The sequence below is a fragment of the Streptomyces sp. NPDC052496 genome, assembly GCF_040679095.1.
Lineage (GTDB): Bacteria > Actinomycetota > Actinomycetes > Streptomycetales > Streptomycetaceae > Streptomyces.
On sequence record NZ_JBFAUH010000022.1, the window covers coordinates 143,039 to 166,590 of the forward strand.

At 72.0% G+C, this 23,552-nt stretch carries 20 protein-coding genes and 1 pseudogene; 8 read left to right on the top strand and 13 right to left on the bottom strand.

From position 1 onward, the window contains the following. Nucleotides 1-1,066: 1,066 nt before the first annotated feature. From AB0L45_RS27455 to AB0L45_RS27465, 3 genes are read right to left on the bottom strand one after another with little or no spacing between them, the layout of a single operon-like run. Nucleotides 1,067-2,143: an ATP-binding protein gene (locus AB0L45_RS27455; protein WP_365844442.1), complete on the bottom strand. Its 1,077-nt coding sequence runs from the start codon at nucleotides 2,141-2,143 to the stop codon at nucleotides 1,067-1,069. After that, the gene (kaiC, locus tag AB0L45_RS27460; protein WP_365844444.1) at nucleotides 2,136-3,647 is read right to left on the bottom strand and encodes a circadian clock protein KaiC; all 1,512 of its coding nucleotides are present in this window, start codon (nucleotides 3,645-3,647) and stop codon (nucleotides 2,136-2,138) included. Before kaiC ends, AB0L45_RS27455 begins: the two co-directional genes overlap by 8 nt. A gap of 32 nt (nucleotides 3,648-3,679) precedes the next feature. Continuing rightward, a complete protein-coding gene (locus AB0L45_RS27465; protein ID WP_365844446.1) occupies nucleotides 3,680-3,973 on the bottom strand; it encodes a circadian clock KaiB family protein in 294 nt (97 codons plus the stop codon). Between the two features lie 195 nt (nucleotides 3,974-4,168). Between AB0L45_RS27465 and AB0L45_RS27470 the strand changes: the two genes are divergently transcribed. Beyond that, nucleotides 4,169-4,864 carry a response regulator transcription factor gene (locus AB0L45_RS27470; RefSeq protein WP_365844448.1) on the top strand — a complete coding sequence of 232 codons (696 nt, stop codon included), beginning with the start codon at nucleotides 4,169-4,171 and terminating at the stop codon, nucleotides 4,862-4,864. 134 nt (nucleotides 4,865-4,998) lie between these two features. After that, nucleotides 4,999-5,700 (top strand): GAF and ANTAR domain-containing protein, encoded by a 702-nt coding sequence (locus AB0L45_RS27475; RefSeq protein WP_365844450.1) that lies wholly within the window; start codon nucleotides 4,999-5,001, stop codon nucleotides 5,698-5,700. A gap of 1,739 nt (nucleotides 5,701-7,439) precedes the next feature. On the opposite strand, the gene AB0L45_RS27480 is transcribed toward AB0L45_RS27475, so the two are convergent. The 3 genes from AB0L45_RS27480 to AB0L45_RS27490 form a co-directional block, all read right to left on the bottom strand. Then, complete coding sequence (locus AB0L45_RS27480; RefSeq protein ID WP_365844452.1) at nucleotides 7,440-8,159, bottom strand: ANTAR domain-containing protein; 720 nt, start codon at nucleotides 8,157-8,159, stop codon at nucleotides 7,440-7,442. A gap of 3 nt (nucleotides 8,160-8,162) precedes the next feature. Beyond that, complete coding sequence (locus AB0L45_RS27485) at nucleotides 8,163-9,035, bottom strand: GAF and ANTAR domain-containing protein (protein WP_365844454.1); 873 nt, start codon at nucleotides 9,033-9,035, stop codon at nucleotides 8,163-8,165. Between the two features lie 614 nt (nucleotides 9,036-9,649). Next, nucleotides 9,650-10,396 carry an ANTAR domain-containing protein gene (locus AB0L45_RS27490; RefSeq protein ID WP_365844456.1) on the bottom strand — a complete coding sequence of 249 codons (747 nt, stop codon included), beginning with the start codon at nucleotides 10,394-10,396 and terminating at the stop codon, nucleotides 9,650-9,652. A 774-nt stretch (nucleotides 10,397-11,170) separates the two neighbouring features. Here AB0L45_RS27490 and AB0L45_RS27495 point away from each other — a divergent pair. The 3 genes from AB0L45_RS27495 to AB0L45_RS27505 all read left to right on the top strand — a co-directional run bounded on the left by AB0L45_RS27495 (nucleotide 11,171) and on the right by AB0L45_RS27505 (nucleotide 13,406). Further along, on the top strand, nucleotides 11,171-11,884 hold the full coding sequence (locus AB0L45_RS27495; protein ID WP_365844458.1) for a GAF domain-containing protein: 714 nt from the start codon (nucleotides 11,171-11,173) through the stop codon (nucleotides 11,882-11,884). After that, a complete protein-coding gene (locus AB0L45_RS27500; RefSeq protein WP_365844460.1) occupies nucleotides 11,881-12,609 on the top strand; it encodes a GAF and ANTAR domain-containing protein in 729 nt (242 codons plus the stop codon). The genes AB0L45_RS27495 and AB0L45_RS27500 overlap by 4 nt, the downstream gene beginning before the upstream one ends. A 107-nt stretch (nucleotides 12,610-12,716) precedes the next feature. Beyond that, nucleotides 12,717-13,406 (top strand): GAF and ANTAR domain-containing protein, encoded by a 690-nt coding sequence (locus AB0L45_RS27505; protein WP_365844462.1) that lies wholly within the window; start codon nucleotides 12,717-12,719, stop codon nucleotides 13,404-13,406. On the opposite strand, the gene AB0L45_RS27510 is transcribed toward AB0L45_RS27505, so the two are convergent. Further along, complete coding sequence (locus AB0L45_RS27510) at nucleotides 13,403-14,386, bottom strand: IS481 family transposase (RefSeq protein ID WP_365844465.1); 984 nt, start codon at nucleotides 14,384-14,386, stop codon at nucleotides 13,403-13,405. The two genes, AB0L45_RS27505 and AB0L45_RS27510, sit on opposite strands and share 4 nt — an antisense overlap. Nucleotides 14,387-14,693: 307 nt before the next feature. Further along, the gene (locus tag AB0L45_RS27515) at nucleotides 14,694-14,873 is read right to left on the bottom strand and encodes a transposase (RefSeq protein ID WP_365844517.1); all 180 of its coding nucleotides are present in this window, start codon (nucleotides 14,871-14,873) and stop codon (nucleotides 14,694-14,696) included. Nucleotides 14,874-15,202: 329 nt separating this feature from the next. Between AB0L45_RS27515 and AB0L45_RS27520 the strand changes: the two are divergent. Next, nucleotides 15,203-15,487, top strand: a pseudogene (locus tag AB0L45_RS27520) (hypothetical protein); the annotation flags it as partial. Nucleotides 15,488-16,011: 524 nt separating this feature from the next. Here AB0L45_RS27520 and AB0L45_RS27525 read toward each other — a convergent pair. From AB0L45_RS27525 to AB0L45_RS27545, 5 genes are all read right to left on the bottom strand, one after another. Beyond that, a complete protein-coding gene (locus tag AB0L45_RS27525) occupies nucleotides 16,012-17,535 on the bottom strand; it encodes an aldehyde dehydrogenase family protein (RefSeq protein WP_365844467.1) in 1,524 nt (507 codons plus the stop codon). Nucleotides 17,536-17,604: 69 nt separating this feature from the next. Then, the gene (locus tag AB0L45_RS27530; protein WP_365844469.1) at nucleotides 17,605-19,032 is read right to left on the bottom strand and encodes a GAF domain-containing protein; all 1,428 of its coding nucleotides are present in this window, start codon (nucleotides 19,030-19,032) and stop codon (nucleotides 17,605-17,607) included. 186 nt (nucleotides 19,033-19,218) lie between these two features. Further along, nucleotides 19,219-20,136, bottom strand: a complete 918-nt coding sequence (locus AB0L45_RS27535) for a hypothetical protein (RefSeq protein WP_365844471.1) — start codon at nucleotides 20,134-20,136, stop codon at nucleotides 19,219-19,221. After that, nucleotides 20,133-21,182 (bottom strand): DUF6114 domain-containing protein, encoded by a 1,050-nt coding sequence (locus AB0L45_RS27540; RefSeq protein ID WP_365844473.1) that lies wholly within the window; start codon nucleotides 21,180-21,182, stop codon nucleotides 20,133-20,135. The genes AB0L45_RS27535 and AB0L45_RS27540 overlap by 4 nt, the downstream gene beginning before the upstream one ends. Beyond that, nucleotides 21,173-21,787, bottom strand: a complete 615-nt coding sequence (locus tag AB0L45_RS27545) for a DUF6230 family protein (protein ID WP_365844475.1) — start codon at nucleotides 21,785-21,787, stop codon at nucleotides 21,173-21,175. The genes AB0L45_RS27540 and AB0L45_RS27545 overlap by 10 nt, the downstream gene beginning before the upstream one ends. Before the next feature lie 164 nt (nucleotides 21,788-21,951). Here AB0L45_RS27545 and AB0L45_RS27550 point away from each other — a divergent pair, with 164 nt between their 5' ends. Both AB0L45_RS27550 and AB0L45_RS27555 read left to right on the top strand, forming a co-directional pair. After that, the gene (locus tag AB0L45_RS27550) at nucleotides 21,952-22,611 is read left to right on the top strand and encodes a TetR/AcrR family transcriptional regulator (protein ID WP_365844477.1); all 660 of its coding nucleotides are present in this window, start codon (nucleotides 21,952-21,954) and stop codon (nucleotides 22,609-22,611) included. 385 nt (nucleotides 22,612-22,996) lie between these two features. Continuing rightward, the gene (locus tag AB0L45_RS27555) at nucleotides 22,997-23,458 is read left to right on the top strand and encodes a hypothetical protein (protein WP_365844479.1); all 462 of its coding nucleotides are present in this window, start codon (nucleotides 22,997-22,999) and stop codon (nucleotides 23,456-23,458) included. The last annotated feature ends 94 nt before the right edge of the window (nucleotides 23,459-23,552 follow it).

A 23,552-nucleotide genomic window follows, 5' to 3' on the forward strand; every position in this document is an offset into this window, starting at 1 on the left:
CTCCCGCGCGTCAGCCGCGCCGCCGTCCGGCCGGCCATCCGCGCCTGCCCCCATCGTTCCCCCGCCCACCCCGGCCCGACACCCCCGCGCCACAGTTTCCGCCCCGGGCCCGGTGTACGCCCCGGGCGCGTCGGGGGAAACCACTCCGGTGGACGGACACGCATACTCTGGCGCCGACATGGCAGCGCCGTTTCGGGGCACTCCGGCTGCATGGTGGCAGAGGCACGGTGGAGCATCATCCGGACACGTGCATACGGTGTGTGCGAGCTGGCCGATGAGCTGCAACGCACAGCGCGTGAATTGATCGCGGCCCATCAACGGCTGCTCGCCGAAGCCCAGCGGCTCAACCGGCACCGGCGCCACACGACCGCTGGCCGAAAGCGGTGTGGCGAAGTGAGACGAGAAGAAGGCGCCTGACGGGCAAAAGCCCAGGGCAGGCACCTCCTCCTGTGCTTCCGGAAGAGCCCAGCTTCTTCGGTGGGTACGACACCGGCAAGTTCTTCGTCTGTTGGTCCGTGCATGGTCCCTTGGTCTCTGTCGCTGAGAGCTGCGCGTGGGAGGTGGGTGCGGTTCGGGAGGGCGACCGTCGCGCCCGATGAGTGCGTATGTGGGACGAACGGCGGGTGCCCGCGGAACCGAACGCGCGGGTACGGTCGGTGGGTTTCGCCGACAGCCGGTCGAGCGTTCGCTGCCGCCGGCAGGCCGATGACCTGGCAGCCGGGTTTCTGATACAGGGTCTCTTCGCCTCGCAGCGCGGCACACTTTCGCACCACCGCCTGGACAGCCCCGGCCCGCCCCGCTGCAACGGTGCGACCAGGTCCGTGACCGTCAGGCCTCTCCCGCCGCAGCACGCCGAACGGCGCGTCGGCGCCCGCCGTTGCCTGCAATGCACCGCCGCTCCTGGCATGCGACGCTCCCGGCGCGTCGACACCGGATGCGCGGTCCGGAGCACCCGACACCGCCGGGGCGATGTCACCCGCCGACGACCTGGCGACCGTGCCGGAGTCGCGAAAGGGGAGCGGTTGAACGTACCGGTCGCGGACGATCGATCACCACACGGCCCGCTTCACGCTCCTCCGTCCTCCACCCCCGGCAGCCGCAGGCGGAAGCACGCGCCGTTCGGCTGCGGCTCGTACCACGCGTCGCCTCCGTTGGTGCGGGCCAGGTTGCGGACGATCCACAGCCCCAGGCCGGCCCCGTCGGTGCCCTGCTCGTGGGTGGGGTCGCGGCTGAACCGTTCGAACAGGCGAGGGACGAAGTCGGAGGCCACCCCCGGTCCGTGATCGCGCACCGTGATGTCCACCCAGCGACCGCCGCTCTCCTCGGTCTTCCCTTCGGCCCGCACCTCGACCGGCGGGCGGCCGTAGGACAGGGCGTTCTCCAGGTAGTTCGTGAGCATTTCCGAGAAGGCGATCCGGTCGACGTACGCGTGCAGTCCGCGCCCGCTGGACAGGCGGACGGATTGCGCCCGTTCACCGAGGTCGGCCAGCCGCTCGATGAGGAAGCCCGGTACGGGGATGCGCTCGGGGGTGCCGCTCGCCTCGTGGGCGTCGATCCGCGAGGCGGTGAGGAGTTTGCGGACGAGCCCTTGGAGGTGGGTGACGCGCTCGGCGATCCGGGCGAGGATCTCGGTGCGCCGCTGCGGGTCGGCCGCCGCGTAGCGGTCGCGCAGCACGTCGATGAGGAGGCCGATGGCGGCCAGCGGGTTGTGCAGTTGGTGGGCCGCGACGGCGACGACGACGTTCCGGCGCTCCAGTGCTTCCTCCAGTTCGCGTTCCGCCTGTCGCCGCCGGGTGATGTCCCGCAGCGCGATGACGTGCAGCCGCTCGCCTTCGAAGACCGTGGTGGTGACCCGCATGTCCACGACGCGGCTGCCGCCTGCGGGCAGCACCAGGTCGATGGTGGTCTCGCCGACGGCGAGCGGGGAGCCGAGGTCGCTGCCGGTCAGGTCGTCGGCCGGGCGGCCGAACAGTTCGGTCGCGGCCGGGTTGCAGTAGCGGATGACGCCCTGCTCATCGATCGCCACGATGCCGTCCGCCGACGCCGCCAGGACCGCCCGCACGATGTCCTCGTGGTCCGGCCCGCCGGGCTCCCGCTCCCCGGGTGACGGGGAGCGGGAGCCCGGGCTGACGGCGTCATTCATGCGGCTCCGGCTGCGATGTGCCCTCGGCCGGCCCGGCGGGCCACGGCCTGGCGTCCAGCAGCGGGCTCCCATACCCGGCCAGGATGTTGGACACACCCCTCAAGGGAGCACCCACGTGCAGACCGCTGTGGTCGATCGTGACCGCGCGGACGCGGTGGTCGTGGGCCGAGCCGCGGGTCTGGAGCACGGTGATGGCGCGCCCGACGTGACCCGGCGACTCGATGTAGCGCAGCAGGATGGCGACGTCCGTCAGGCTCGCGATCTGTCCGGCGATCGACGGACCGCCCGGTCCCGCGTACGACTGGCCGGGCAGCGCGGTCAGGAGGGTGGTGACGCCCCGGGGTCGCAGCACCGCGCCCAGGGCGATGACGAAGTCGAGCAGCGCCCGTGGGGTGGCGATGCGCTCCAGCGCGGACAGCGTGTCGATGACCAGCCGCTGCGGCCGCAGTTCCTGGACCGACCGGCGGATGCGGATGAAGTGGTCCTCCAGGGATGAGGTCTCCGGATACTCGGACACCAGGGTCAACAGACCCGTGGCGTCCAGTTGGGCCAGGTCCACGCCCCAGCCGGCGATGGTGCGCCGCAGTTGCTCCTCGGTCTCGTCGAAGGTGTAGAGCAGGCAGCGTTCGCCCGCGTCGACGCCCGCGACCATGAAGCTGAGCGCGGTCAGCGTCTTGCCGACGCCGGTGGGTCCGGAGAGCAGGATCACCGCGTCCCGGAAGAACCCCCCGTCGCACATGTCGTCCAGGGCCGGTATGCCGGAGGAGACCCGGTCGCGCCGGACCGTCCCTTTGTCGAGGGGCAGGAAGGCGAGGGGGATGACGACGATGCCGTCCTGCGGGTCGATGGTGAACAGCCACTCCCCGGTGCGGTGCGGCGCCCCCCGGAGCTTGACGATCTCCACGGTCCGGCGGCGGCGTTCCCGGTACAGCCCATTGCGCAGGACGATGACGTTGTTCAGCACGAACTCCTCGACGTCGTAGCGCGAGATGCTGCCGTACTCGTCCGTCCGCTCGGCGGTCAGGACGGAGGTGACACCAAGGTCCTCCAACGTGGTGGCGATCCGGAACAGTTCGTGCCGCACGATGGCCTTGTCCGGGAACCGGGTGAAGATCGCGCCCAGGGAGTCCAGGGACACCCGGGTGGCCCCGGTCCTGCGCACCGCGTGGCGGATCCGCGCCACCAGCGCGCCGAAGTCGTACGTGCCGACCGTCGGCCCCTCCTCGGCGATGTCGGCGGACGCGTCCACGAACGCCCAGGCGCCCTCGGCTTCCCAGGCCGCGATGTCGAAGCCCAGCGAGGCGGCGTTGCGCCGGATGTCGGCAGGCGACTCCTCGAAGGTGACGAACACTCCCGGATCACCGGACCGCTGCCGGCCCAGGGCCAGGAACTCCACGGCGAACAGCGTCTTCCCGCTGCCCGCCGTACCCGTCACCAAGGTGCAGCGGCCCTTGGGCAGGCCGCCCAGCGCCACCCGGTCGAAGCCGTTGATGCTGGTGGGCACTCGCGGGAGCGTGTCGTCACCGGCGGCCATGGTCACGCGCCTCCAAACTCGTCCAGATGGGGCAGGCCCAGAGCGAGGGCGGCGCGGTGTTGGTCCGACAGGTCTCCGACCACCCTCCGCTGGGGCACGGGACGCAACCGGACCACGGTGGGCGTGGCGAGAATGCGCCACCGCTCCGCCAGCTCGGGCCGCTCGACGGCATCGACGACGGACAGTTCGTAGTACCCCCGCAGACGGGCCTCGCACAGCGACCGCAGGTTCTCCAGCGCCTCGTGGGAACGCTGGGTCTGCCCCGCGACGTAGAGAACGAAGGAGTACGTGGTCACTTGAGGGCACACCTCCCCGCGCGATCCCCGTACGTCGCCCGCCCTGCTCTCCACTGTCCTCCGCCCGGCAACCGGTCGCCAGAGCGGTGGCCGGGTTCGTCCGGACAGGAGCGCCAAAGCGGTGGCCGGGCCTAGGCTCGGAGACGTCCGTTCCCGATACGGCGCGGAACAGCGCAGACACGGCAGGGGTCGACGATGACCAGGGTGCTCGTGGTCGAGGACCAGCGGACGCTGGCCGACGCGCTGGAGCTGGCCATCGGCGCCCAGCCCGATCTGGAGTGCGTGGGCACCGTGGACACGGTCGAGCAGGCACTACCCCTGGCCCGGACGGGCACCGACGTCGTCCTGATGGACGTCCACCTGCCCGGCACCGACGGCATCTCGGGCACCTCACTGCTCAAGACGGCCGCCCCCGCCCTGCGCGTGCTGATCCTGACCGGAGACCCCCGCCCCCGGCTGCTCGCCGCCGCGGCCGCGGCCGGCGCTGCGGGGTTCCTGACCAAGGACAGCGCGCTCCCGGACATCCTCGCCGCGATCCGTGCCCCGGCCACCGGACCCTTGCTGGTCGCGGGCGCCACGCTCGCGGCACTGGCCGCGGTGCCCGGCGACGAACCGCTCCCGTCCGGTACCGAGCGGCCGGCGCGGCCGGCCTCCCGACAGCAGGGTCGGGGCCGCTGCACCGCGCGGGAACTGGAGGTGCTGCGGCTGCTCGGGCAGGGGCTGGGCCCCAAGGCCATCGCCGAACGCCTGGTCATCAGCCCGCACACGGCCCGCGGCCACGTCAAGAGCGTCATGCACAAGCTGAACGCGCACAGCCAGCTCGAAACGGTCGTCACGGCCATCCGGGAGGGGCTGCTGGACCCCGCCCCGGGAGGCCGTCCGGACACCTGAGACCCGCGCGGCCCCGGTCTCGGCCCACCTGAGGGGTGTGAACGGCCCATACGCGGGATCACCACCCCGCCTTACCGCTCCTACCGTAGGCATCAGTACACCGCGTGTAGTGCGAGGAAAGGGGCGTCCGGCCGATGGCCGACAAGGATGTGCTGTTCGCGGAAACCACCCGGTTCGCCACCACGCTGGCCGGGCTCCCCCCGGTCGGCCAGGTGCTGCACGAACTGGCCCGGTGCGGAGCGAGCAGCCTGGGAATGCGCAGTGCGGGCGTGTCCCTGTGCGTGGACGACCGCCCACGGCTCGCCGAAGCCCTGGACGAGGCATCCACCGCGCTCGGCGAAGCCCAGGAGCGCCTGACCGGCAGCCCGTGCGCCGACGCGCTGCGGACCGCGCGTCCGGTGGTGGTGGTGGACCTGACCCGGGCCCCCGGGCGCTGGCCCGCGTACGAGGAGGTGGCACGCCGGTTCGGCGTGGTGGCCCTCGCCAGCGTCCCGCTGTACGGTGACGGCCGGGTTCTGGGGACTGTCGACCTTTATGACACGGCCGCCCGGCCCTGGCCGTCCCACGACCTGTCGGCGGTCCGGTTGCTGAACGACATAGCCACCGCCTACTTGGCGCACTCCACCGCCCTCGAAGAACTGAAGCGCCTGACCCATCAGTTACGGCAGGCGTTGGCCAGCCGAGTGGTCATCGAACAGGCGAAGGGAGTGATCTCCGCGGTACGGCAGGTCTCCGTCGACGAGGCATTCCACCACCTGCGTCGGCACGCACGCTATCGGCGGGCAAAGCTCCACGACATGGCGCGAGAGGTCGTGCGCACCCGTCACAGCCCCTGACCCACCCCGCCAGGCGCCCCCGCCCGGATTGTCGCGATCCCCTCCCGCCCCGGCGGGGGCGCCTTCATGCCCTACCGGCTCAACCGCGCACGCCGGCGCCCGGTTCGCGATCGTCTGCAACTGCTCGGCGCGCCACGGTCGACGCTGCGCTCCGACCCTCCTGCCCACCCGGAGCAACACGCCTGAACCGGGCTGTGACGTTGTAAGACGGGCGGCTTGACTGAGTGGGACGCGGCCCGGGGAGACCAGGATCTGTTGCGATGGTGGGAGGGGCTCTCACGCAAGACAAAGCCCCTGGCGGTGGTACTGGATGGGCGCTAAGGGGCGACAGCGCCCGGCCCGCAGGCCGCACCGCGCACGTCCGCGCCCCGCCGGCTGCCGGCCCGGGGGAGAGAGAGAACGCCGTCGGCCGTGTGCCACCGCTTCGGGAGGTGGACGGCGAAGGCGGAACGGCCGTACTCAGACGTGACCGCGCCGGGGAGAACCGGGAGCGAGAGTGTGCGGGGGCGCCCACGCGTCCGGCCACCGCCTCCTGCCGGCGGCGACACTCCTGACCGGTGGCGCACCATGCGCGTCACCCAGCACTTCGGGCTTCAAGGGCCGCACGCATGTCGTCGCGCTAACGCACAGCCCACGCGCCATGGCGCCTTCGGTCATGGACGATGGTCTGTCGGCTGATCCAGCCCCGCACGGCCGGCTGCTGCGCCGATACGTCCCGCTGGTGGCACAAGTAACGTCGGCAGGCCGTCCTTCGAGGCGCCGATGCCCTCGCTGGGCGGTGCCGTTGCACAGGGACGGTCGCCGGGCGTCGGGGTCCGGGACGCCGGGCGACCTGACCGGCCGCGGGGGTACGGCAGCCGGCTCCCTTCAGCGTAGGGTCCGGGCGCGAAACGAACGGTGGCTCGCTGGGCGCGCTCCGGTTCGGTTTCCTGGTACCCGAACCGTGGTGCCGTCGTGAGTGCTCGGAGGTAGTGGTGGGGTCGGCAGGTGAGGGAGCGCGGTCACTGGTGGGCAGCGATCCGCAACTGATCGACCGGGCCCGGGACGGTCACGGTCACGGTGGGGGACGCCAGCCGCGTTCCACCGCGATGCATGGTCGGCCGATCCGGCGCAGTCGGGTTGCCCTACGGTGGAGGGCGGGCATCGGCCCCTGTCCCAGCCCGCGGTCGTATGAGAGGGCCAGGGACGTTGTCGCGCTGCGGGGACTTGGGCGGCGGGTTTCCGCCGGCCGCGGCGGGCGAACTGCCTCCTGAAGACAGGAATTTCATTCAGCTCCCCGGGCCCTGGAGCGATCATGTCGCCACCGCCGTCCCCTCCGGCAGTGGTATGGGCGCAGTGGACCGTGCGTCCGCCCGTCCTGCGCCTGAGCGGCGCCATCGGGCCGCGCACACACCCGGCCCTGGAACGGTACCTGGGGGAGCTTGCGCGGCGTCTTCCCGGCCGCGGCGTCCGCTTGGACCTGACGGCGGTGACCGCGCTGGATCTGGCCGGAGCGCGCTGGTGGTGGCCAACGAGACCTGAACTACCCGGGGCCGGCTGCGGCACCGCGGGTCCGGCGACCGCCCAGCCGTCCATCGCCGAGGTGTCGAAGGGAGGCGACCTGCAACTGCGAACGGCTCCTGGTCTGCTGCCGTCCGCGCACGGGCGGTCGGGCGCGGCCCGCAGCGTGCCGCCGGTGCCGCGGGTGGGCTGAGCAGGTCCGCCGCGCCGCCTGGGGCGTTCGCCGGAGGCGGCCGGGGTCAGGGGGCGGTGTCCTCCTGCTCAAGGTGGAGGCGGTGGGTGAGGATGTCGTGGGCGACGTCGAGCAGGGCGCGGTCGTGGGCGTAGGCGTGGGCACGCAGTCGTAGCAGGGCCTGGTCGAGGGGGAGGGCGAGCTGGACGGCCAGGGCTCCGGCGGCCTGGTGGACTTCGGCACGGTAGAGGGTGATGCCCAGGGCGTGGTCGCCGGTGAGCAGCCGGGCGGGGGAGGTCTGCAGGAGCAGGAGCAGGGCGGCGCGGGCGAAGCGGATGATGCTGTCGCGCTGGTGGGCGGTGGGTGCGCCGGGGGCGGTGCCGTAGGCGGTCAGGGCCCCGGCGGGTACGACGCCCAGGCGCAGGGGGGTGGCGATGAGGGTGCGGGCGCGGGTGCGGGAGGCGGCGGGCAGGAACTGCGGCCAGCGGCCGGTGGGGGTGGCGGCCAGGTCGGGTTCGGTGATGGTGCGGCCGGTGCGGGCGGCGTCCAGAGTGGGGCCTTCGCCGAGGGTGTACTGCAGGTCGTCCAGTGCCGGGCCGAGCCGGCCGGCGGCATCGTCGCACCACAGGAGTTCCAGGTGTCCGCGGGGGGGGGCCAGGCACAAGGTCAGGGCGTCGTAACCGAGATGGCGCGCGGCGAAGCTCGGCGAGAGAGCGCCCAGTCCCTGGCCGGCGCGGGTGACGGCGCGCAGCCGGTCCCACAGCTGGTCCGGGTTGATACGGGGCATGGGTTACCTTCCGTCGCAGGCACGGCAGGCACGGCAGGCACGGCAGGCACGGCAGGCACGGCAGGCACGGCAGGCACGGCAGGCACGGCAGGCACGGCAGGCTACCGTACGGTGCGCTCCGGCCGGCTGGCCGGGCTCAGCTGGAGGCCAGTTCGTTGGGGATGGTGCCTTGGGCGACCTCGGTGGCCAGGCCAGGGCGGTGAGTTTCTGCTGCCGGGCCCGGGCGTGCTGGCGCAGGCGCTGGAACGCCTCGTCCACCGAGACTTTGAGGCGTTCCGACAGCACCCCCTTGGCCTGTTCGATCACCAGGCGGCTGTCGAGCGCGATGGTCAGCTGCTCGATCACGGAGGCCTGGTCGCGGGCCTCCTGCTGGTGTCCGAAGCAGGTGGCGGCGGCGTCGGCCAGGGCCTGGGCGATGCGTATCTGCGGGCCGTTGGGCGCCGTGTCGCTGTCCTGGTCGCTCATCAGGTTCAGTGCTCCGATGGTGACGGCCGGGGAGCGCAGCGGGACGGCGGCCACCGCGGTGATGCCCACGCGCCGGGCGTTGCGGGCGAAGCGGGGCCAGCGCAGGGCCGGCGGGCCGGTCAGCGGGCTGACCGCCAGCGCGAGCCCGGTACGGGTGGCCTCCAGGCACGGCCCTTCGTCCAGGTCGACCTGGACCTGCTCCAGGTGCCGGCAGCGTTCATCGGAGGCGGTGGCGTACTCCACGCGTCCCAGCTCGTCCAGGACGGTGACGCCGGCCCCGGCCACCGGCAGCAGCTCTGCCACGTGAGCGGTCAGGTCGTGCAGCAGTTCCAGGGGGTCGAAGTCGGTGGTGCGGTGCACCAGGTCGCGCATCGCTTCGGCGACGCGCGCTTGCGATTCGGTGATGTCCACGTCGGGGCCGCCGATCGGCAGGCTCCCGCCTCCGCGACGGGAGCGGGGGCTGGGCGCGCGTTCGGCGGTGGGAGAAGGAGTCCGGCCACAGGGGGCCGCGATACGCCCGCTGACAGGAACTGCTGCTCGCCTCGACTCCACCTGGCCCGTCCGGGGCCGCCCGCTCGGCCGGTTCCACACGGCCCTGGGCGGTCCCACGGTGCACTACTCACCGTAGCGCGCCGTGACCGGCCCGCACAGCGATTCCCTGCTCCGGCACCGCGCACTTCCATCTTCCGCGGGCTGGGGCGGGGAAGGCGCGTAGTGTCGGCCGCCTCGGCGCAGGACACCATCGACGAGTGCTCCACAGCTTCGGCATGCGCCACTGCCGCTACCGTGAACAGCAGAACGCCGCCTGCAACGCGTGTCGACGACGGCTGGGTCGACATCGACGCCTCGGCGGCCAACACGGTCACCGACCGCCTTCCAGCCCTTTCCGGACCAACACGCGATGCTTGCCTCGAAGCGCCGGCTGCCACCGTCAGTCGACCCCACCCCGCAAGGCCGCCGGCGGAGTCGGACGTATGGCGCCGTCGTCCAGGAGGGCGACCAGTGCGTGCCGGCTGGCGGTCGCGTCACTGTGGTGGGAGGCCGGGTGCGGGAGGGCCGGAAAGGCCGGGCAGGGTCAGGCGTTCGTGGACCACGGCGTGGGCGAGGGTGGACAGGTCCGTCCCCTGGGTGTGGGCGTGGGCGCGCAGCAGGGCCAAGGCCTGGCTGATACTCACGGCGTGCCGGTAGCTGATCATGCCAGTGGCCTGGTGGACGACCGCGTCGGCCGGCAGGAGCCAGGCGTGGGCGAGGTCTTCCGCATTCGGCGTGGGCGTGGCCAGGAGCAGCAGGTCGGCGGCGTCCGCGTGGTCCTGGGCGAGGTGCAGGTCAGCCTCGGGAATCGGGCCGGGCCGGTCGCGGTAGAGGCACAGGACGAGCCCGGGCTGCTGCGCCGGGTCGGGGCCGCCCAGGACGGGTAGGGCGAAGATGGCGCGGATGCCGTGGGCTCGGGCCTGTTCGGCGTAGGTGGGCCACTGCCGGACGGCGTCCGCGTCGTCGACGTCGTCGGCGAGTACCGGCGCCATCTGGTTCAGTGCTTGGACGCATGGGCCTTCGCCGAGGCTGACCTGCAGGGTCTCCCCGTGGGTGGCGAGGGTGCCGGCCGCGCACAGGGACACCCGCTGCGCGAGGGCGGCGTCCGCGGCCAGCGTCAGCCCCACCGCATACGCTCCGTTCAGGGCGGCCCGGCATGCCTCGCCGAGGTGCTGGGCCGGCTGGTCGTGGCCCACGAAGCGGGCGGCCAGGACGACCACTGTGAGCCGTGGGGGCTTCACGGGGAACTCATTGGGGTGGCGAGCGGGGTGGGGATCTGGTTGTGTGCGGACATCTTGCGTGTCCGTTCTCCGGCATTCACCGCCGATGCTGCCCTGATCGGAAGCCAATGTCAGGGTGGAGGACGAGCAGTGTGGCTCCGGGCAGCTGTCGCTCTCACCCTACGCCCCGCTGTGGGGGCAAAGGAGGGTTACGAGCCGGTGGCGGAGCCCCGTGCTGTGAGGTGAGCGGGACCGGCCGGGCGGCGCCGGTCACGAACAGGTTGCCTGCCCGTGGCGCAGACACACCGGCCGACGCCATCGGCACAGCGGCCCCGGATACCACCCCCGGCACCTTGCCCGAGTCGAACCGACCGTCGGCGGCGTCCCGGGCGCGCACGGCCGCGAAGCCGACGGTGCGCCACCACCGCGCGGTATGCCGACCGCAGGGTGAGTCGCCGCAGGCTTCCGTGCGGACTTCCGTGCGGACCCACGATCAGTGCGATCAGCGCTGGTCCTGGCCGTCGGCCGAGGCGATCACCGGTCCGAGCGGCACCCCGCAAGCGGGGGACCAGGCAGGCGGGTGACCAGACAGGCGGGGGCCTTCAGCGCCGCCCACTGGCCGCCAGGGCCGGGGCCGGACGTGCGCGGGCGCCCTGGTCCGCCGGCCGCCGAGGAATCTCTGGCACGGAAGGTGTCCGGAGTATGTTGTGTCCTGAGGGGACTTCACCCGCGGGCGACGGTGGTCGTGCCGGGAGGAGGTGAGAAGCGGTGGGAGCCGGCTGTGACTTGGCTGCCGTGCTGAGGAGCCTGCAGCCCGCCGCCGGAGACCGGGGACTGATCGGTGCCGACCCCGAGCTGTGCGCCCAGCTCCTTGGTGTGGATGGCATCGCCGCGTGCGCGACAACGGCCGACAGCCAGAGCGAACTGCTGTGGTGCACCGAGGGGACCAGCACATGGCTGGAAGACCTGCAGTTCACGCTGGGCCAGGGGCCGGGGCCCGAGGTGATGGTGACCTGCGCGCCGGTTCTGGTACCGGACCTGTCGCGGGTCGCGGCAGGCCGGTGGCCCGTACTGCTGCCGGAGGCCGCGGCGCTGGGCATCGGTGCCGTCTTCTGCCTGCCGTTGCACGTCGGTTCCGCGTGCCTGGGCACCTTGACCTTGCAGCGCGCGGTACCCGGCCCGCTCCCGGACGAGACGCTGACCGACGCCTGGCTGGTGGCCAACGCCCTGACCGCCGTACTTCTGCACGGCGGCCCGCAACGGGACGCGTTCGCCAGAGCCGACAGCGGCTCGGAGCTGTACCGGGCCGTCGCCCACCAGGCCACCGGGATGATCAGCGTGCAGGCCGGAGTGCCGCTCGCCCGGGCGCTCCTACTCCTGCGGGGCTACGCCTACGGGCACGGGCAGAGCCTGGTGGAGGCCGCCGAGGACGTGGTGGCCAGGCGGTTGAGCTTCCGCAATGATGAAAACGGGCCGGAGACTTCCGGCGAAGGGACTGAAAGGCCATGAGGCGTGAAGAACGACTGCTGGCGGCCATGGTCGATGCCGTGGACACGCTGGTCGACGACTTCGACCTGATCGACTTCCTGCATCGGCTGTGCGACCGGTGCAACGACCTGCTGGACGTGTCGGCGGTCGGCGTCATGCTCGCCGATCCGGGCGGCAGCCTCCAGCTGATCGCTGCCTCCGACGAGCACACCCGGCTGCTGGAACTGTTCGCCCTGCAGGCCGACCAGGGGCCGTGCGTGGAGTGCCACCGCAGCGGCACCGCCCGGCTGAACATCGCCCTCACCTCTCCCGTACACACCGTCGGGTTCGCGCGCTTCGCCGAGCGCGCCCGCCAGGCCGGCTTCGCCACCACCCACGCCCTGCCCTTGCGGCTGCGCCAGCAGATCGTGGGCGCGCTGAACCTCTTCGACACCCGTGAACAGGACCTCAGCACCTCCGACGCAGGCGTGGCGCAGGCGTTGGCGGACGTGGCGACCATCGCGATCCTGCAGCACCGCACCATCGCCCACGGCAATGTGGAGCGGGCCCAGCTGCGGGCCGCCCTGTCCAGCCGCATCTGCATCGAGCAGGCCAAAGGCATCCTGGCCGAACGCTGGAACACCACCCTCGACGACGCCTTCGACGCCCTGCGCCGGCACGCCCGCGCGCACCGGCAGTCCCTGACCACGCTGTCCCGGCACCTGATCGACGGCTCGCTCGACACCTCCACCATCCAGCGCCCCTGACCCCAAGCCGTACCCGCGGCTCCAGCCGGCACCCGCCCCAGCCCCCGGCGGAAACCCTGTCCCACCCGTCCAGTGCCCGGGGCATTCCCAATGGAAGGGACAGTCCTATGACCCCTGAGCATCATGACGCGGCGTGGCAGCGCATCGCCGCCGTGGGCGCCACCGACGCCATCACGCTCCACACCGCCTGCCGGGCCTGCGTCGAGGACCTGGACGCCGACTTCGGCGGCGCCACCGTGGTCACCACCGGCGAACTGCGCATACTGGGCTGCGCCACCGACGAGCGCGCCCGGGCCGTGGAGGACGCCCAGCTGGTCACCGGCGAGGGACCGTGCACCGACGCCTACGTCCACCGCCGCCCCGTCGAAGCGGACCTGCACCAGGCGGGCGGGCGGTGGCCCGCCTTCACACCGACCGCCTGCGAGACCGGAGCCCGCCGCGTCCTGGCCCTGCCCCTGGCCATCGGCAACCTCCTCATCGGCGCCATGGACCTCTACCGCTGCGCCCCCGTCCCCTTCACCGCGGTCCACACGGACCGGGCCGCCGCCTACGCCCGCATCCTCGCCCTGCTCGCCCTCGACGAGCACCCCCACCTGATCGCCCCTCACGCCCGCCCCGTCCAGCGCGGACCGCAGGGCTACCCGCCCATCGTCCACATGGCCGCCGGCATCCTCGCCGCCAAGGACGACCTCACCCCCGACGACGCCCTGGCCCGGCTGCGCGCCCACTCCTTCCGCCACAACCAGCCCCTGCTACGTACCGCCGCACATGTCCTCGACCATCACCGCCTCGATTAGGTGTATTGACCCGTAGCGTTGTTCGCACGGCTGATGGGTGGCTGGCCTTGGAGTGCGGTGTGGCAGCGGTGGTGGTTGTAGGTGTGCAGGAAGTCTGCCAGGGCCGTGGTGCGCTCGTCGTTACTGGCATAGGGACGCAGGTAGGCCCATTCGTCCAGGAGGGTGCGGTCGAAGCGTTCGGCCTTGCCGTTGGTCTGCGGCCGGTAGGGGCGGATGCGCTGGTGGGCGATGCCGGCCGCGTTCAGGGTTTGGGTGAACAGCTTGGCCTTGTAGCAGGAGCCGTTGTCGGTCAGGATCCGCTGGACGGTGATGCCGTGGGCCGCGAAGAAGGCGTGGGCCCGTTGCCAGTATGCGGCGGCGGTCTCCTTGCGCTCGTCAGGCAGGACTTCGCTGTAGGCCAGGCGGGAGTGGTCGTCGACGGCGGAGTGGATGTGGCTGTAGCCGATCACTGGTTTGCAGCTGTGGCGGGCCGTGGTGGTGGCCTGCCGGTTGCGGTCGCCAGCCACGCGGTCCAGGACACGCCGGCCGCCGCCGTCGGGGATGTTGCCGAGCTTCTTGATGTCGACGTGCGCCAGTTCGCCCGGCCGGTCGCGTTCGTAGCGGCGGACAGGCCGGCCGGTGGGCCGGTCCAGCCAGGCCAGACGAGGCAGGCCGTGGCGGGTCAGGATGCGGTGCACGGTCGAGGCGGGCAGGCCGGGGACCGGAGCGATGCGGGCCGGCCCCAGCTTGCGCTCGCTCCGCAGCCGGCACACCGACGCTTCGAGACCCGGCGGCGTGCGGTGCGGGATCGTGTGCGGTCGGCTGGGGCGGTCGCACAAGCCCGTCTCCCCTTCCGTCCGCCAGCGGCGTATCCACGTGTGGGCCGTCAGCCGCGAGATGCCCATCTCCGCGGCGACGTGGGCCACGGGCCGACCGGAGCGGACCCGGTCGTCCAGCAGCCGCCTGCCGTAGACGGTCAGCCGGGCATTACGGTGGGACACGAAGACCTCCGTTGTGCGGTGCAGCTGAGACACCTCCACCACACTGGAGGTCTTCGCCATGATCAAACCGAGTGAGCTGTCAACAACGCTCGTGATCAATACAGCGGTGTCGAGCAGGGACAGAGGCTTCTGTCCCTGCTCGACCGCGAGGTGCAGCTCGGTGGTCAGTCCGCCGCGCGAGCGTCCGAGGCCGTGGTCGTCGGGCTCGGTGTCGACGCCGCCAGGAGGCTCTTCGGCAGATCCCCCTTTTGCGGGCCCCGGCGGTGTGCTGGTGCGCGCGGGCGATCGTGGAGTCCACACTGACATCTCACGTGATCAGGCCCTTCGCCTCGGGCTCGGCCTGCAGGTGCTCGAAGATCCGCTTCCACGTGCCATCGCGCTGCCACCGCTGGAAGAGGTCGTAGGCCCGATCCCGCGGCCCGTACCGCTCGGGGAGATCTCGCCACGGCGCACCAGTCCTGGTCCGCCATCGTATGCCGTCGATCAGCTGCCGACGGGTCCACGTCGGCGACCGTCCTGGCTTCTTGCCCGTCGGCGACGACCGCTCAAGTCAGGTTCACTGGCTGCGCGTCAGGTCGCCACGCCCCACGGCAAGTGATCATTTCACGACCTTGGTCCACTTTCGCAACAGACCCTAATACGTCGCCCGGCCGATATCGCCGCCGCAGCAGCGCGCGTGCTGGAGACTTCGCGCGGCGTCAATAGTGCTCCGACTTGAGTTGGAAGGAAGTCCTCCGCCGGAAGTCGCGTTGTGTATCCGGCGGCAGCACAGGCCGCCACTCATTAAGTCACCTCATGCAAGGAGGATGATTGCCCGTGCCTCATGCGGAGTTGACCGTCGGCGATCTCATTGACCTGTTGTCCGCCTGCAAACGGAGCGCTTCGGTGCGGCAGGCGATGAACCCGTTCTTTCCGCTGGCGCACCGCGTGGAGCGGATCGTCCAGGCCACCGACGAGACCGGCCTGCCTGTTGTCCACCTCGCCGAGGGCCGGGACGCGGACACGCAGCTCGGGCACCTGCCGCCCGAGGTCGCCGTCGAGCTGGCCTGGCAATCTCCGGTCCAGGCACCCCCGCGTCGGCCGCGCCGCAGTGCCGGCGGCAAGGAGAACCGCACCGAGCCTTTGGAAGCGCCCCTGCATCCCGAGTTCCCGCCCGACCCGCCCCACCTGCATGGAGCCCGTCCGCGTACTGGGTCGGCCCCCGCATCTGGCCGGTGATGTGACGGACGGCTTTACGACACCGTCGCCGACACGCTCGCCGGCCTGGCCTGGCCTGGCCTGGGCTGGGCTGGGCTGGACGAGCCTGACGACCAATGCGCACGCCGCCAGGGGCAGAGCATCCAAGTGCTCTTCCGCCACTACGCTAAGTTCCTGGACGGCGTCCGGAAGCAGGCCAACCGGCTCATCGAGCAGTCCATGCCGGAGTGGAATCGCGTCAGCGGAAGAGGCGCTCATGCGTGGTGAATCAGGGTTTTGGTCCGTGACTGGTCCGGAAGAGCTGGTCAGAAGGGGGGTAGCAGTGGGAGAAACTGGGAGGGGCCACGTAAAACGAATCTCGCCCGAGTGAGATGAGAAGAAGGCGCCTGACGGGCGAAAGCCCAGGTCAGGCGCCTTTTTCTGTGCGCTCAGAAGAGCCCCAGCTTCTTCGGCGAATACGACACCAGCAGGTTTTTCGTCTGCTGATAGTGATCCAGCATCATCTTGTGTGTCTCGCGGCCGATGCCTGACTGTTTGTAGCCGCCGAAGGCGGCGTGGGCCGGGTAGGCGTGGTAGCAGTTGGTCCAGACGCGGCCGGCCTGGATGGTGCGGCCGACGCGGTAGGCGGTGTTGGTGTCGCGGGTCCAGACGCCGGCGCCGAGGCCGTAGAGGGTGTCGTTGGCGAGGGTCATCGCGTGGTCGAAGTCGGTGAAGGGGGTGACGGCGACGACCGGGCCGAAGATTTCTTCCTGGAAGACGCGCATGTCGTTGGTGCCTTCGAGGATGGTGGGGCGGACGTAGTAGCCGCCTTCGAGTTCGCCGCCGAGTTCGGCGCGGGTGCCGCCGGTGAGGATGCGGGCGCCTTCCTTCTGGCCGATGTCGAGGTAGGCGAGGATCTTTTCGAGCTGGTCGTTGGAGGCCTGGGCGCCGATCATCGTGTCGGTGTCCAGGGGGTGGCCTTGGACGATCTGTTCGGTGCGGGCGACGCCGGCGGCCAGGAAGTCCTGGTAGTGGCCCTGCTCGATGAGGGCGCGGGAGGGGCAGGTGCAGACTTCGCCCTGGTTGAGGGCGAACATCGTGAAGCCTTCGAGGGCCTTGTCGTAGAAGTCGTCGTCGGCGGCGGAGACGTCGTCGAAGAAGAGGTTGGGGCTCTTGCCGCCGAGTTCGAGGGTGACTGGCTTCAGGTTCTCGGAGGCGTACTGCATGATCAGGCGGCCGGTCGTGGTCTCGCCGGTGAAGGAGATCTTCGCGACGCGCGGGCTGGAGGCGAGGGGCTTGCCGGCTTCCGCGCCGAAGCCGTTGACGATGTTGACGACGCCGGGCGGCAGCAGGTCGGCGACCAGGCTCATCCAGTAGTGGATGGAGGCGGGGGTCTGTTCGGCGGGTTTGAGGACGGCGGTGTTGCCGGCGGCGAGGGCGGGGGCCAGTTTCCACGCGGCCATGACGAGGGGGAAGTTCCACGGGATGATCTGCGCGACCACGCCGAGCGGTTCGTGGAAGTGGTACGCGACGGTGTCGTCGTCGAGCTGGGAGAGGGTGCCCTCCTGGGCGCGGACGGCGCCGGCGAAGTAGCGGAAGTGGTCGATCGCGAGGGGGAGGTCGGCGGCCAGGCACTCGCGGACGGGCTTGCCGTTCTCCCACGTCTCGGCGACCGCGAGGGACTGGAGGTTGTCCTCCATGCGGTCGGCGATCCGGTGGAGGACCAGGGCGCGTTCGGCGGGGGAGGTGCGACCCCAGGCGGGCGCGGCGGCGTGCGCGGCGTCGAGGGCGCGCTCCACGTCCTCGGCCGTGCCGCGGGCGATCTCGGTGAACGGCTGCCCGGTGACCGGGGTCGGGTTCTCGAAGTACCGGCCCTTCGCGGGCGGTACGTACTCGCCGCCGATCCAGTGGTCGTAGCGAGGCCGGTAGGACATCACGGCGTCGGCGGCGCCTGGGCTGGCGTAACGGGCCATGGGGAGCCTCCCAATCGTGCGCGGTTCGCGTCGCGCCTCCGCTCCCGCGGCGGGGCGCCGGTGCGCAGGCTAGAGGGGAGGACGTTGCGGGGAGGTTGCGTAGGCGGTGGGAAGCCGGGGCGCGGTGGGGAGCGGGGATGCGGTGGGAGGCGGGGATGCGGTGTGATGCTGGGGTGCGGTGGGAAGCGGGGGCGCGGTGGGGAGCGGGGATGCGGTGCGATGCCGGGATGCGGTGGGAAGTGGGGATGCGGTGCGATGCTGGGGTGCGGTGGGAAGCGGGGGCGCGGTGGAGGTCGCTTTCGTGTTCTGGGGGCGGGTGGCGGCGTCCAGGGCTTCCCGTACCTGCACGTCGTGTTCGCCCCAGGGGGTGTCGGCCCACAGGCGCAGCGTTTCCGGGTCGTGGCGGGTGAGGACGGACCGTCGTAGCCGGTCTTCGAGGAGGGCGCGCAGGCGGCGTACGCCGGGAGCTTCGGAGAGGGGCAGGAGGGGGCCGCGGTAGCCGCGGAGGGCGGCGGCCAGGTCGCCGGCCGCCAGGTCCGTCTCGACCGCGGCAGCGTCTGTTTCGACGGTCCTGGTCAGGCGGTACGGGCGGGAGGCGAGCAGCGGGCCCACGACATGCCGTAACCGGGACAGCTCGGCGCGGAGGGTCACCGGCCGGACGTCGCGTTCGCCGTACAGGAGCGTGGCCAGTTGGTCGCCCGTCAGGCCTTCCGGGTGCCGGGCCAGCAGCAGGACGATCTCGCTGTGCCGGCGGCCGAGCCGCAGCGTACGGCCGTCCGTGACCAGGAGAGCCTCGTCCCGGGCGAGGACGGACAGGTGTGCGGCGGGCGCCGGGTGGTTCGCGTACGCGGCCAGATGGGCTTCGGCGGCGCGGGCGGTGGCCTGGACGAGGGCCAGGCTGTGCGGGCCGGCGAGGTGGTCGCCGCCGGTGATGTCCACGGCTCCCAGCAGCCGGCCCGTCCGCAGGTCGTGCAGGGGCGCCGCCGCGCAGGTCCACTGCTGTACGCGCTTGTTGTAGTGCTCGGTCGCGAAGATCTGTACGGCGTGGTCGGCGGCCAGCGCGGTGCCGGGTGCGTTCGTACCGGCGTGCCGTTCGTCCCAGCGGGCGCCGGGTACGAAGTTCATGCGCTCGGCGTGGCGGCGGACGCCCGGGTGGCCCTCGACCCACAGCATCCGGCCCTGCGGATCGCAGACGGCCAGGACGTGGGCGCCGTCCTGGGCGATGCTGCCCAGCAGGTCCCGGAAGACCGGCATGGCGCGGGCCAGCGGGTGCCCGTCCCGGTAGGCGCGCAGGTCGGACTCGTCGAGGTCGATCGGTGCCGGTCCGTCGAGCGTCGCCCGCGCGGACGCCGACCGGCGCCAGGAGTCGGCCACCACCCGGCGCACGGGGTGCGCGACCGGCCCGCCCGCCAGGAACGCCTCGTGGGCGCGCCGCACGGTGCGGGTGCGCTCCTCGGGGTCGGTGCCTGTCTCCATCGCCAGCCAGGGGTTGACCACGCGTCACTCTCCGATGCGGCTCGGGGCTCGGCTGCGGCCCCATCCCGTTTCCGTCCGGTCCGTTGCCGTCCGGTCCGGTTCCGTCACGTCCCGTACGCCGATGGTGCTCGTACGGGGCGGGGCAGTAAACCCCGGGGCGGTAGGGCCGGGGCGGGACGTGGGCGGGAGGTGTTCGTGCGCGTACGGTCAGGTGTGGGTCGGCTGCTGCTCCTGGGGGAGGTCCGTGGTGGCCCGCCAGTGCCCTTTCGGGAGGCCCACCAGCCCGTACAGCCGGCGGACGGGGGAGCGGCGCGGCAGGAGGACCATCCCTGCCACGGGGGCGAACGCCGCGAGGCCGGTGGGGTAGCCGAGGAAGCGGACCAGCGTGCTCGCCAGGACGGCACCGGCCAGCGGCAGCCCGTACAGGCCCGCTCCGGCGATGGCCACGGCGAGGAGGCGTGGGACCTTCCGGTCCTGTGCGCCGCCGGGCAGGAGCCAGCCTTCGGCCAGCCAGCCGATCTCGGCCAGCAGCATCGTGCCGAGGACGGCGGCGCCGAGGACCAGGAGGGTGAGGCAGGTGCCGGAGGTCAGGAAGCGCAGGACGTTGTTGACGACGCTGTCGGCGGGCCAGGCGCGCAGGGCGGCGCCGTCCGTGGTGAGGAAGCGGCGGTAGCCCTGGCCGTCCCAGCCGTGCACGAGGGTGGCGAAGAGCAGGAAATGACCGCCGACGCAGTTCAGGTACGCCCAGTAGCCCGCGCCGACCAGGCACAGGGCCTGCGCGAGCAGGAAGCCGAGGAGGGTGGCGGTCACGACGCCGCCCGCGTACAGGAGGGGGAAGCCTGCCCAGACGCCGCGGTGGCCGTCGGCGATGTGCAGGGTGGACCAGGAGGGGTTCTGCCACATCAGGAACAGTCCGGTCGGCACCAGCAGCACCGCGGCGTACAGGAGTGTCAGGCACAGGTACGGGTTCGCGGCGCGGCTGACGAGGCGCGGGGTGAGCAGCTTGGGCAGTCCGCTGCGGTCGGCGGCGCGGCGTTCGAGGAAGTGCAGCTGCCGGGCGGCGGAGAGGGCGAACGTCGAGCCGATGGCGTAGGCCCAGAACAGCGCGGCCGGCAGCCCGATCATGTCGTTCCCGTTCCCGTTCCCGTCCCCGTTCCGGTCTTCGTCTGTCCTCCCGCCATCGCTGCGGCGTCCAGCGTCAGTCCGTCCGCGACGATCAGGTCGGAGGTGACCAGGGCCTGTTCGGCGTCCACGTCGGTCATGAAGACGAACGGTGGTACGACGGGCGGCACCGGGAGGGTGTCGGGGGTGAAGGTCAGGCAGATCAGCCCTTCCAGGCAGCCGCTGAACCTGGTGAGGTAGAGGGTCACGTTGCCGCTCAGGTCCAGGTTGCGCGCGCCCAGTCGCAGCTGCGGGCCGCCGGTGTCACGGGTGGTGAGCCGGTAGTCCGTCAGCGAGGCGGCCTTCATACGGAGGACCATCGCCTTGACCGGCCCGTTGACGGTCTGCACCTCGGTGACGCCGGCCAGGGTGAAGCCCTTCGGCGCGAACATGGTGGTGGTCACGGACGGAGGAGTGGGCGGCGCCGGGATCCCGGCCGCGTGTGCGGGCTCGGCGGGCGTGCCGATGACCGTGATCAGGACGAGCGGCAGCGCTACGGCGAGCGCCTTGCTCCGGCCGCCGTTGCCGCTGTCGGCGCCGCCGTCTGACGTATCTTCCCTGGATCCGGCTTCGGCAGGCGTCCCCGGGCCCTCGTCGTCCTCGTGCTCCTCGTCGCCCTCGTCCCGTACCGGCGTCCACCCGAACCCCATCGCGCTGCCCGCGATCCCGAGCCCCATCCCCACCAGGAACCCGCCCAGGTTGGTCGCCGCGAAGGACAGCACGGACAGGATCAGCGCGTGCAGGCTGACGTAGTGGTGCGCGGCCGGGCGCAGCCACAGGAACAGCCCGGCGACGATCAGCGCCAGCCCGATGCCGATCGCGGCCAGCCCGCCCAGGCCGAGGCTGATCAGTACGGTCAGCGGTGACAGCGGTACGAGCAGCAGTTCCGCGCCGCCCAGGACCAGCAGCAGCCCGGCCCAGAACGGCCGGGTCCGCCGCCAGCCGCGGAACGCCGCCCGCCGCTCGGGCCAGGGAAGCCCGGCGGCCGGGCGCCGGCTGGTCAGAAGCACTTCTTGCCGTCCAGGCTCACGTCCAGCCGCAGCCCTCTGAGGCGGAAGTTTCCGCCGGTGGCGGACCAGGCGTGCGACCTCACCCCGGCGACCTCGATGTCCCCGGCCTGGAGCCCGAACTTGCCCTTCTCACCCTGGACGCCGGGCACCTGGTCGAGGGTGGAGGCGTCCCGCCCGATCTGCGCCGTACCGAACCGCGCGTCGCCCACCAGGTCCTCGCCGTCGATGACGAGGTTGTCGGCGGTGACCTGGCCGGCGTCGCCGCCCGCGGTCAGCTTGAACACCACGGTGCCCAGCGGCGTCTTGACCTCGGCCGCCTGGCAGATGTCGCTCAGTACGGCCTTGCCGAGGCCGAGCAGTGCGACGGGGTGGCCCTTGCCGCTCACGTCGCGGTCGGTGTGCACGTACGAGGCCAGCCCCTGGCTGGTCAGCTTGCCCGACGCGACCTGGAAGTTGGTGCCCGACACGGCGAACGACGCCGCGAGCGCGCCCTCGGCCATCACCGAGGCCATCGCGCCGACCGCGAGCACCGCGGGGATCGCCGTCACCGCGGTCTTCTTCCAGGAGGTGCGTCCCTGCGGCAACGGCCGCTTCTGCTTGCTCACTGCTTCCTCCCCGGGGCAGCGATGGACCGGCTGCCGGCGCAGCCGTGGACACGTGCGAGCGCGCGAGGGAAGTGCCTGATGGAGCTGCCACGGGACGAAGCCGCAGGTGGCGTACCTCTGCCATACTGCGGAAAACCCGCGGCAGTTGGAGACTAGGGCTCAATTTGAATAATAGTCAACAGCGCGGACCCGAAGCCCCACGGGCCGCCCGCGCCACCGAGCGTTCGCAGGCACGCCGTGCCGAACTGATCGCCACCGGAAGGAGACTGTTCGCCGACACCTCCTACGACGCCCTGTCCATGGACGACATCGCCCGCCAGGCCGGTGTCGCCAAAGGCCTGATCTACTACTACTTCAAGAACAAGCGCGGCTACTACCTCGCGATCATCGAGGACGCCGTCGCCGAACTGGTCCGGCGCGCCGCGAGCACCCACGACCTGCCGCCCATGGAGCGGGTCCAGCACACGATCGACGGGTACCTGCGCTACGCCCAGCACCACCAGGCGGCCTACCGCGCCATCGTCACGGGCGGCGTCGGGTTCGACGCGCAGGTGCTCGCGATCCGGGCGGAGGTCCGCGAGCGGCTGCTCGGCACCATCGCGCACGCCGCCTGGGACCGCGCGGAGATACCCGCGCTCGCCCGTACGGCACTGGTCGGCTGGCTCTCCAGCGTCGAGGGCGTCACCCTCGAATGGATCGCGCGCCAGGAACTGGACCGGGAGACGGTCGTCTCGCTGCTCGTCCGGGGGCTGGGCGCCACCCTGCGGCTCATCGAGGAGTTCGAACCGGCCTGCCCCGCGCCCGTCCGGCCACCCGGTCCGTGAGCGGCGTTCGCCGACGCGTGACCCGAAACCGATCCGCGCAAAAGCTCGGCCCGGGCGCGCAAGTCCGAACCCGCGCGCAAGTCCGGGCCTCGCGCGCAAGTCCGGGCCCGCGCGCACGTCCGAACGCGGTCGGCGGGACCGGCGGCGTCGGCAAGACCGGCTTGGTGGTGCATGTCGCGCACGCGGACCGCCCGTTCTTCCCGGGCGGGCAGCTCTGATTCGTTGTTCAGGGCCTTTCAGAACAGCGGACCGCGTCCGGTCGAGCCGGAGACCGTCCTGGGCGCCTTCCTGCGGGCCCTGGGGGTGCCGGACTGCACCGTCCCCGCGGGGGGGCGACGCGCGCGCCACGCTCTACCGGTCCGTACTCGCCGGCCGCCGCGTCCTGGTGCTGCTGGACAACGCCCGCGACGCCGCCCGGATCCGCCCCCTGCTGCCGGGCACGGACGGCTGCGCCACCCTGGTCACCAGCCGCAGCCGGCTGGCCCACCTGACGGGGACACATGGGGTGGGCCTGGACGCCCTGCGGCCCAAGGAAGCCCTCGCCCTGTTCCTGCGCATCACCGGCGAAGGCGGCAAGGACGCCCGGGACGTGGTGGCGGCGTGCGGCTGTCCGCCCCTGGCCGTCCGGATCGCCGCCGCCCGCTTGGTGGCCCGCCGCTCCTGGACCGCCGGCCCGGAGACCCCCTGCTGGACCACCTTGAGCCCACCCGACGCCCAGGCCTGGCCTTCGAGGAGCGGGAAAGCGCGCTGGAATGGCTGTACGCCGAGGCCGGGAACCTCCTGGCGTGCGCCCGCGCCGCGGCCGGCGGGCCCCTGCTGCGCCGTGCGGCGGATCTCCTGCTGGTGACCAGGGACCTGGCCGGTTCGGGGACCGGCGCCCGGCAGTACGAGCAGACGGTGGGCTGCCTGCTGACGGCCGCGCCGGCAGCGCGGGACACCCA

What these genes read in the sequence shown, in the direction of transcription:
- AB0L45_RS27455 (WP_365844442.1), bottom strand. Translation starts at nt 2,143, where the DNA reads ATGAATGACGCCGTCAGCCCGGGCTCCCGCTCCCCGTCACCCGGGGAG.
- AB0L45_RS27470 (WP_365844448.1), top strand. Translation starts at nt 4,169, where the DNA reads ATGACCAGGGTGCTCGTGGTCGAGGACCAGCGGACGCTGGCCGACGCG.
- AB0L45_RS27475 (WP_365844450.1), top strand. Translation starts at nt 4,999, where the DNA reads ATGGCCGACAAGGATGTGCTGTTCGCGGAAACCACCCGGTTCGCCACC.
- AB0L45_RS27480 (WP_365844452.1), bottom strand. Translation starts at nt 8,159, where the DNA reads ATGCCCCGTATCAACCCGGACCAGCTGTGGGACCGGCTGCGCGCCGTC.
- AB0L45_RS27500 (WP_365844460.1), top strand. Translation starts at nt 11,881, where the DNA reads ATGAGGCGTGAAGAACGACTGCTGGCGGCCATGGTCGATGCCGTGGAC.
- AB0L45_RS27505 (WP_365844462.1), top strand. Translation starts at nt 12,717, where the DNA reads ATGACCCCTGAGCATCATGACGCGGCGTGGCAGCGCATCGCCGCCGTG.
- AB0L45_RS27525 (WP_365844467.1), bottom strand. Translation starts at nt 17,535, where the DNA reads ATGGCCCGTTACGCCAGCCCAGGCGCCGCCGACGCCGTGATGTCCTAC.
- AB0L45_RS27535 (WP_365844471.1), bottom strand. Translation starts at nt 20,136, where the DNA reads ATGATCGGGCTGCCGGCCGCGCTGTTCTGGGCCTACGCCATCGGCTCG.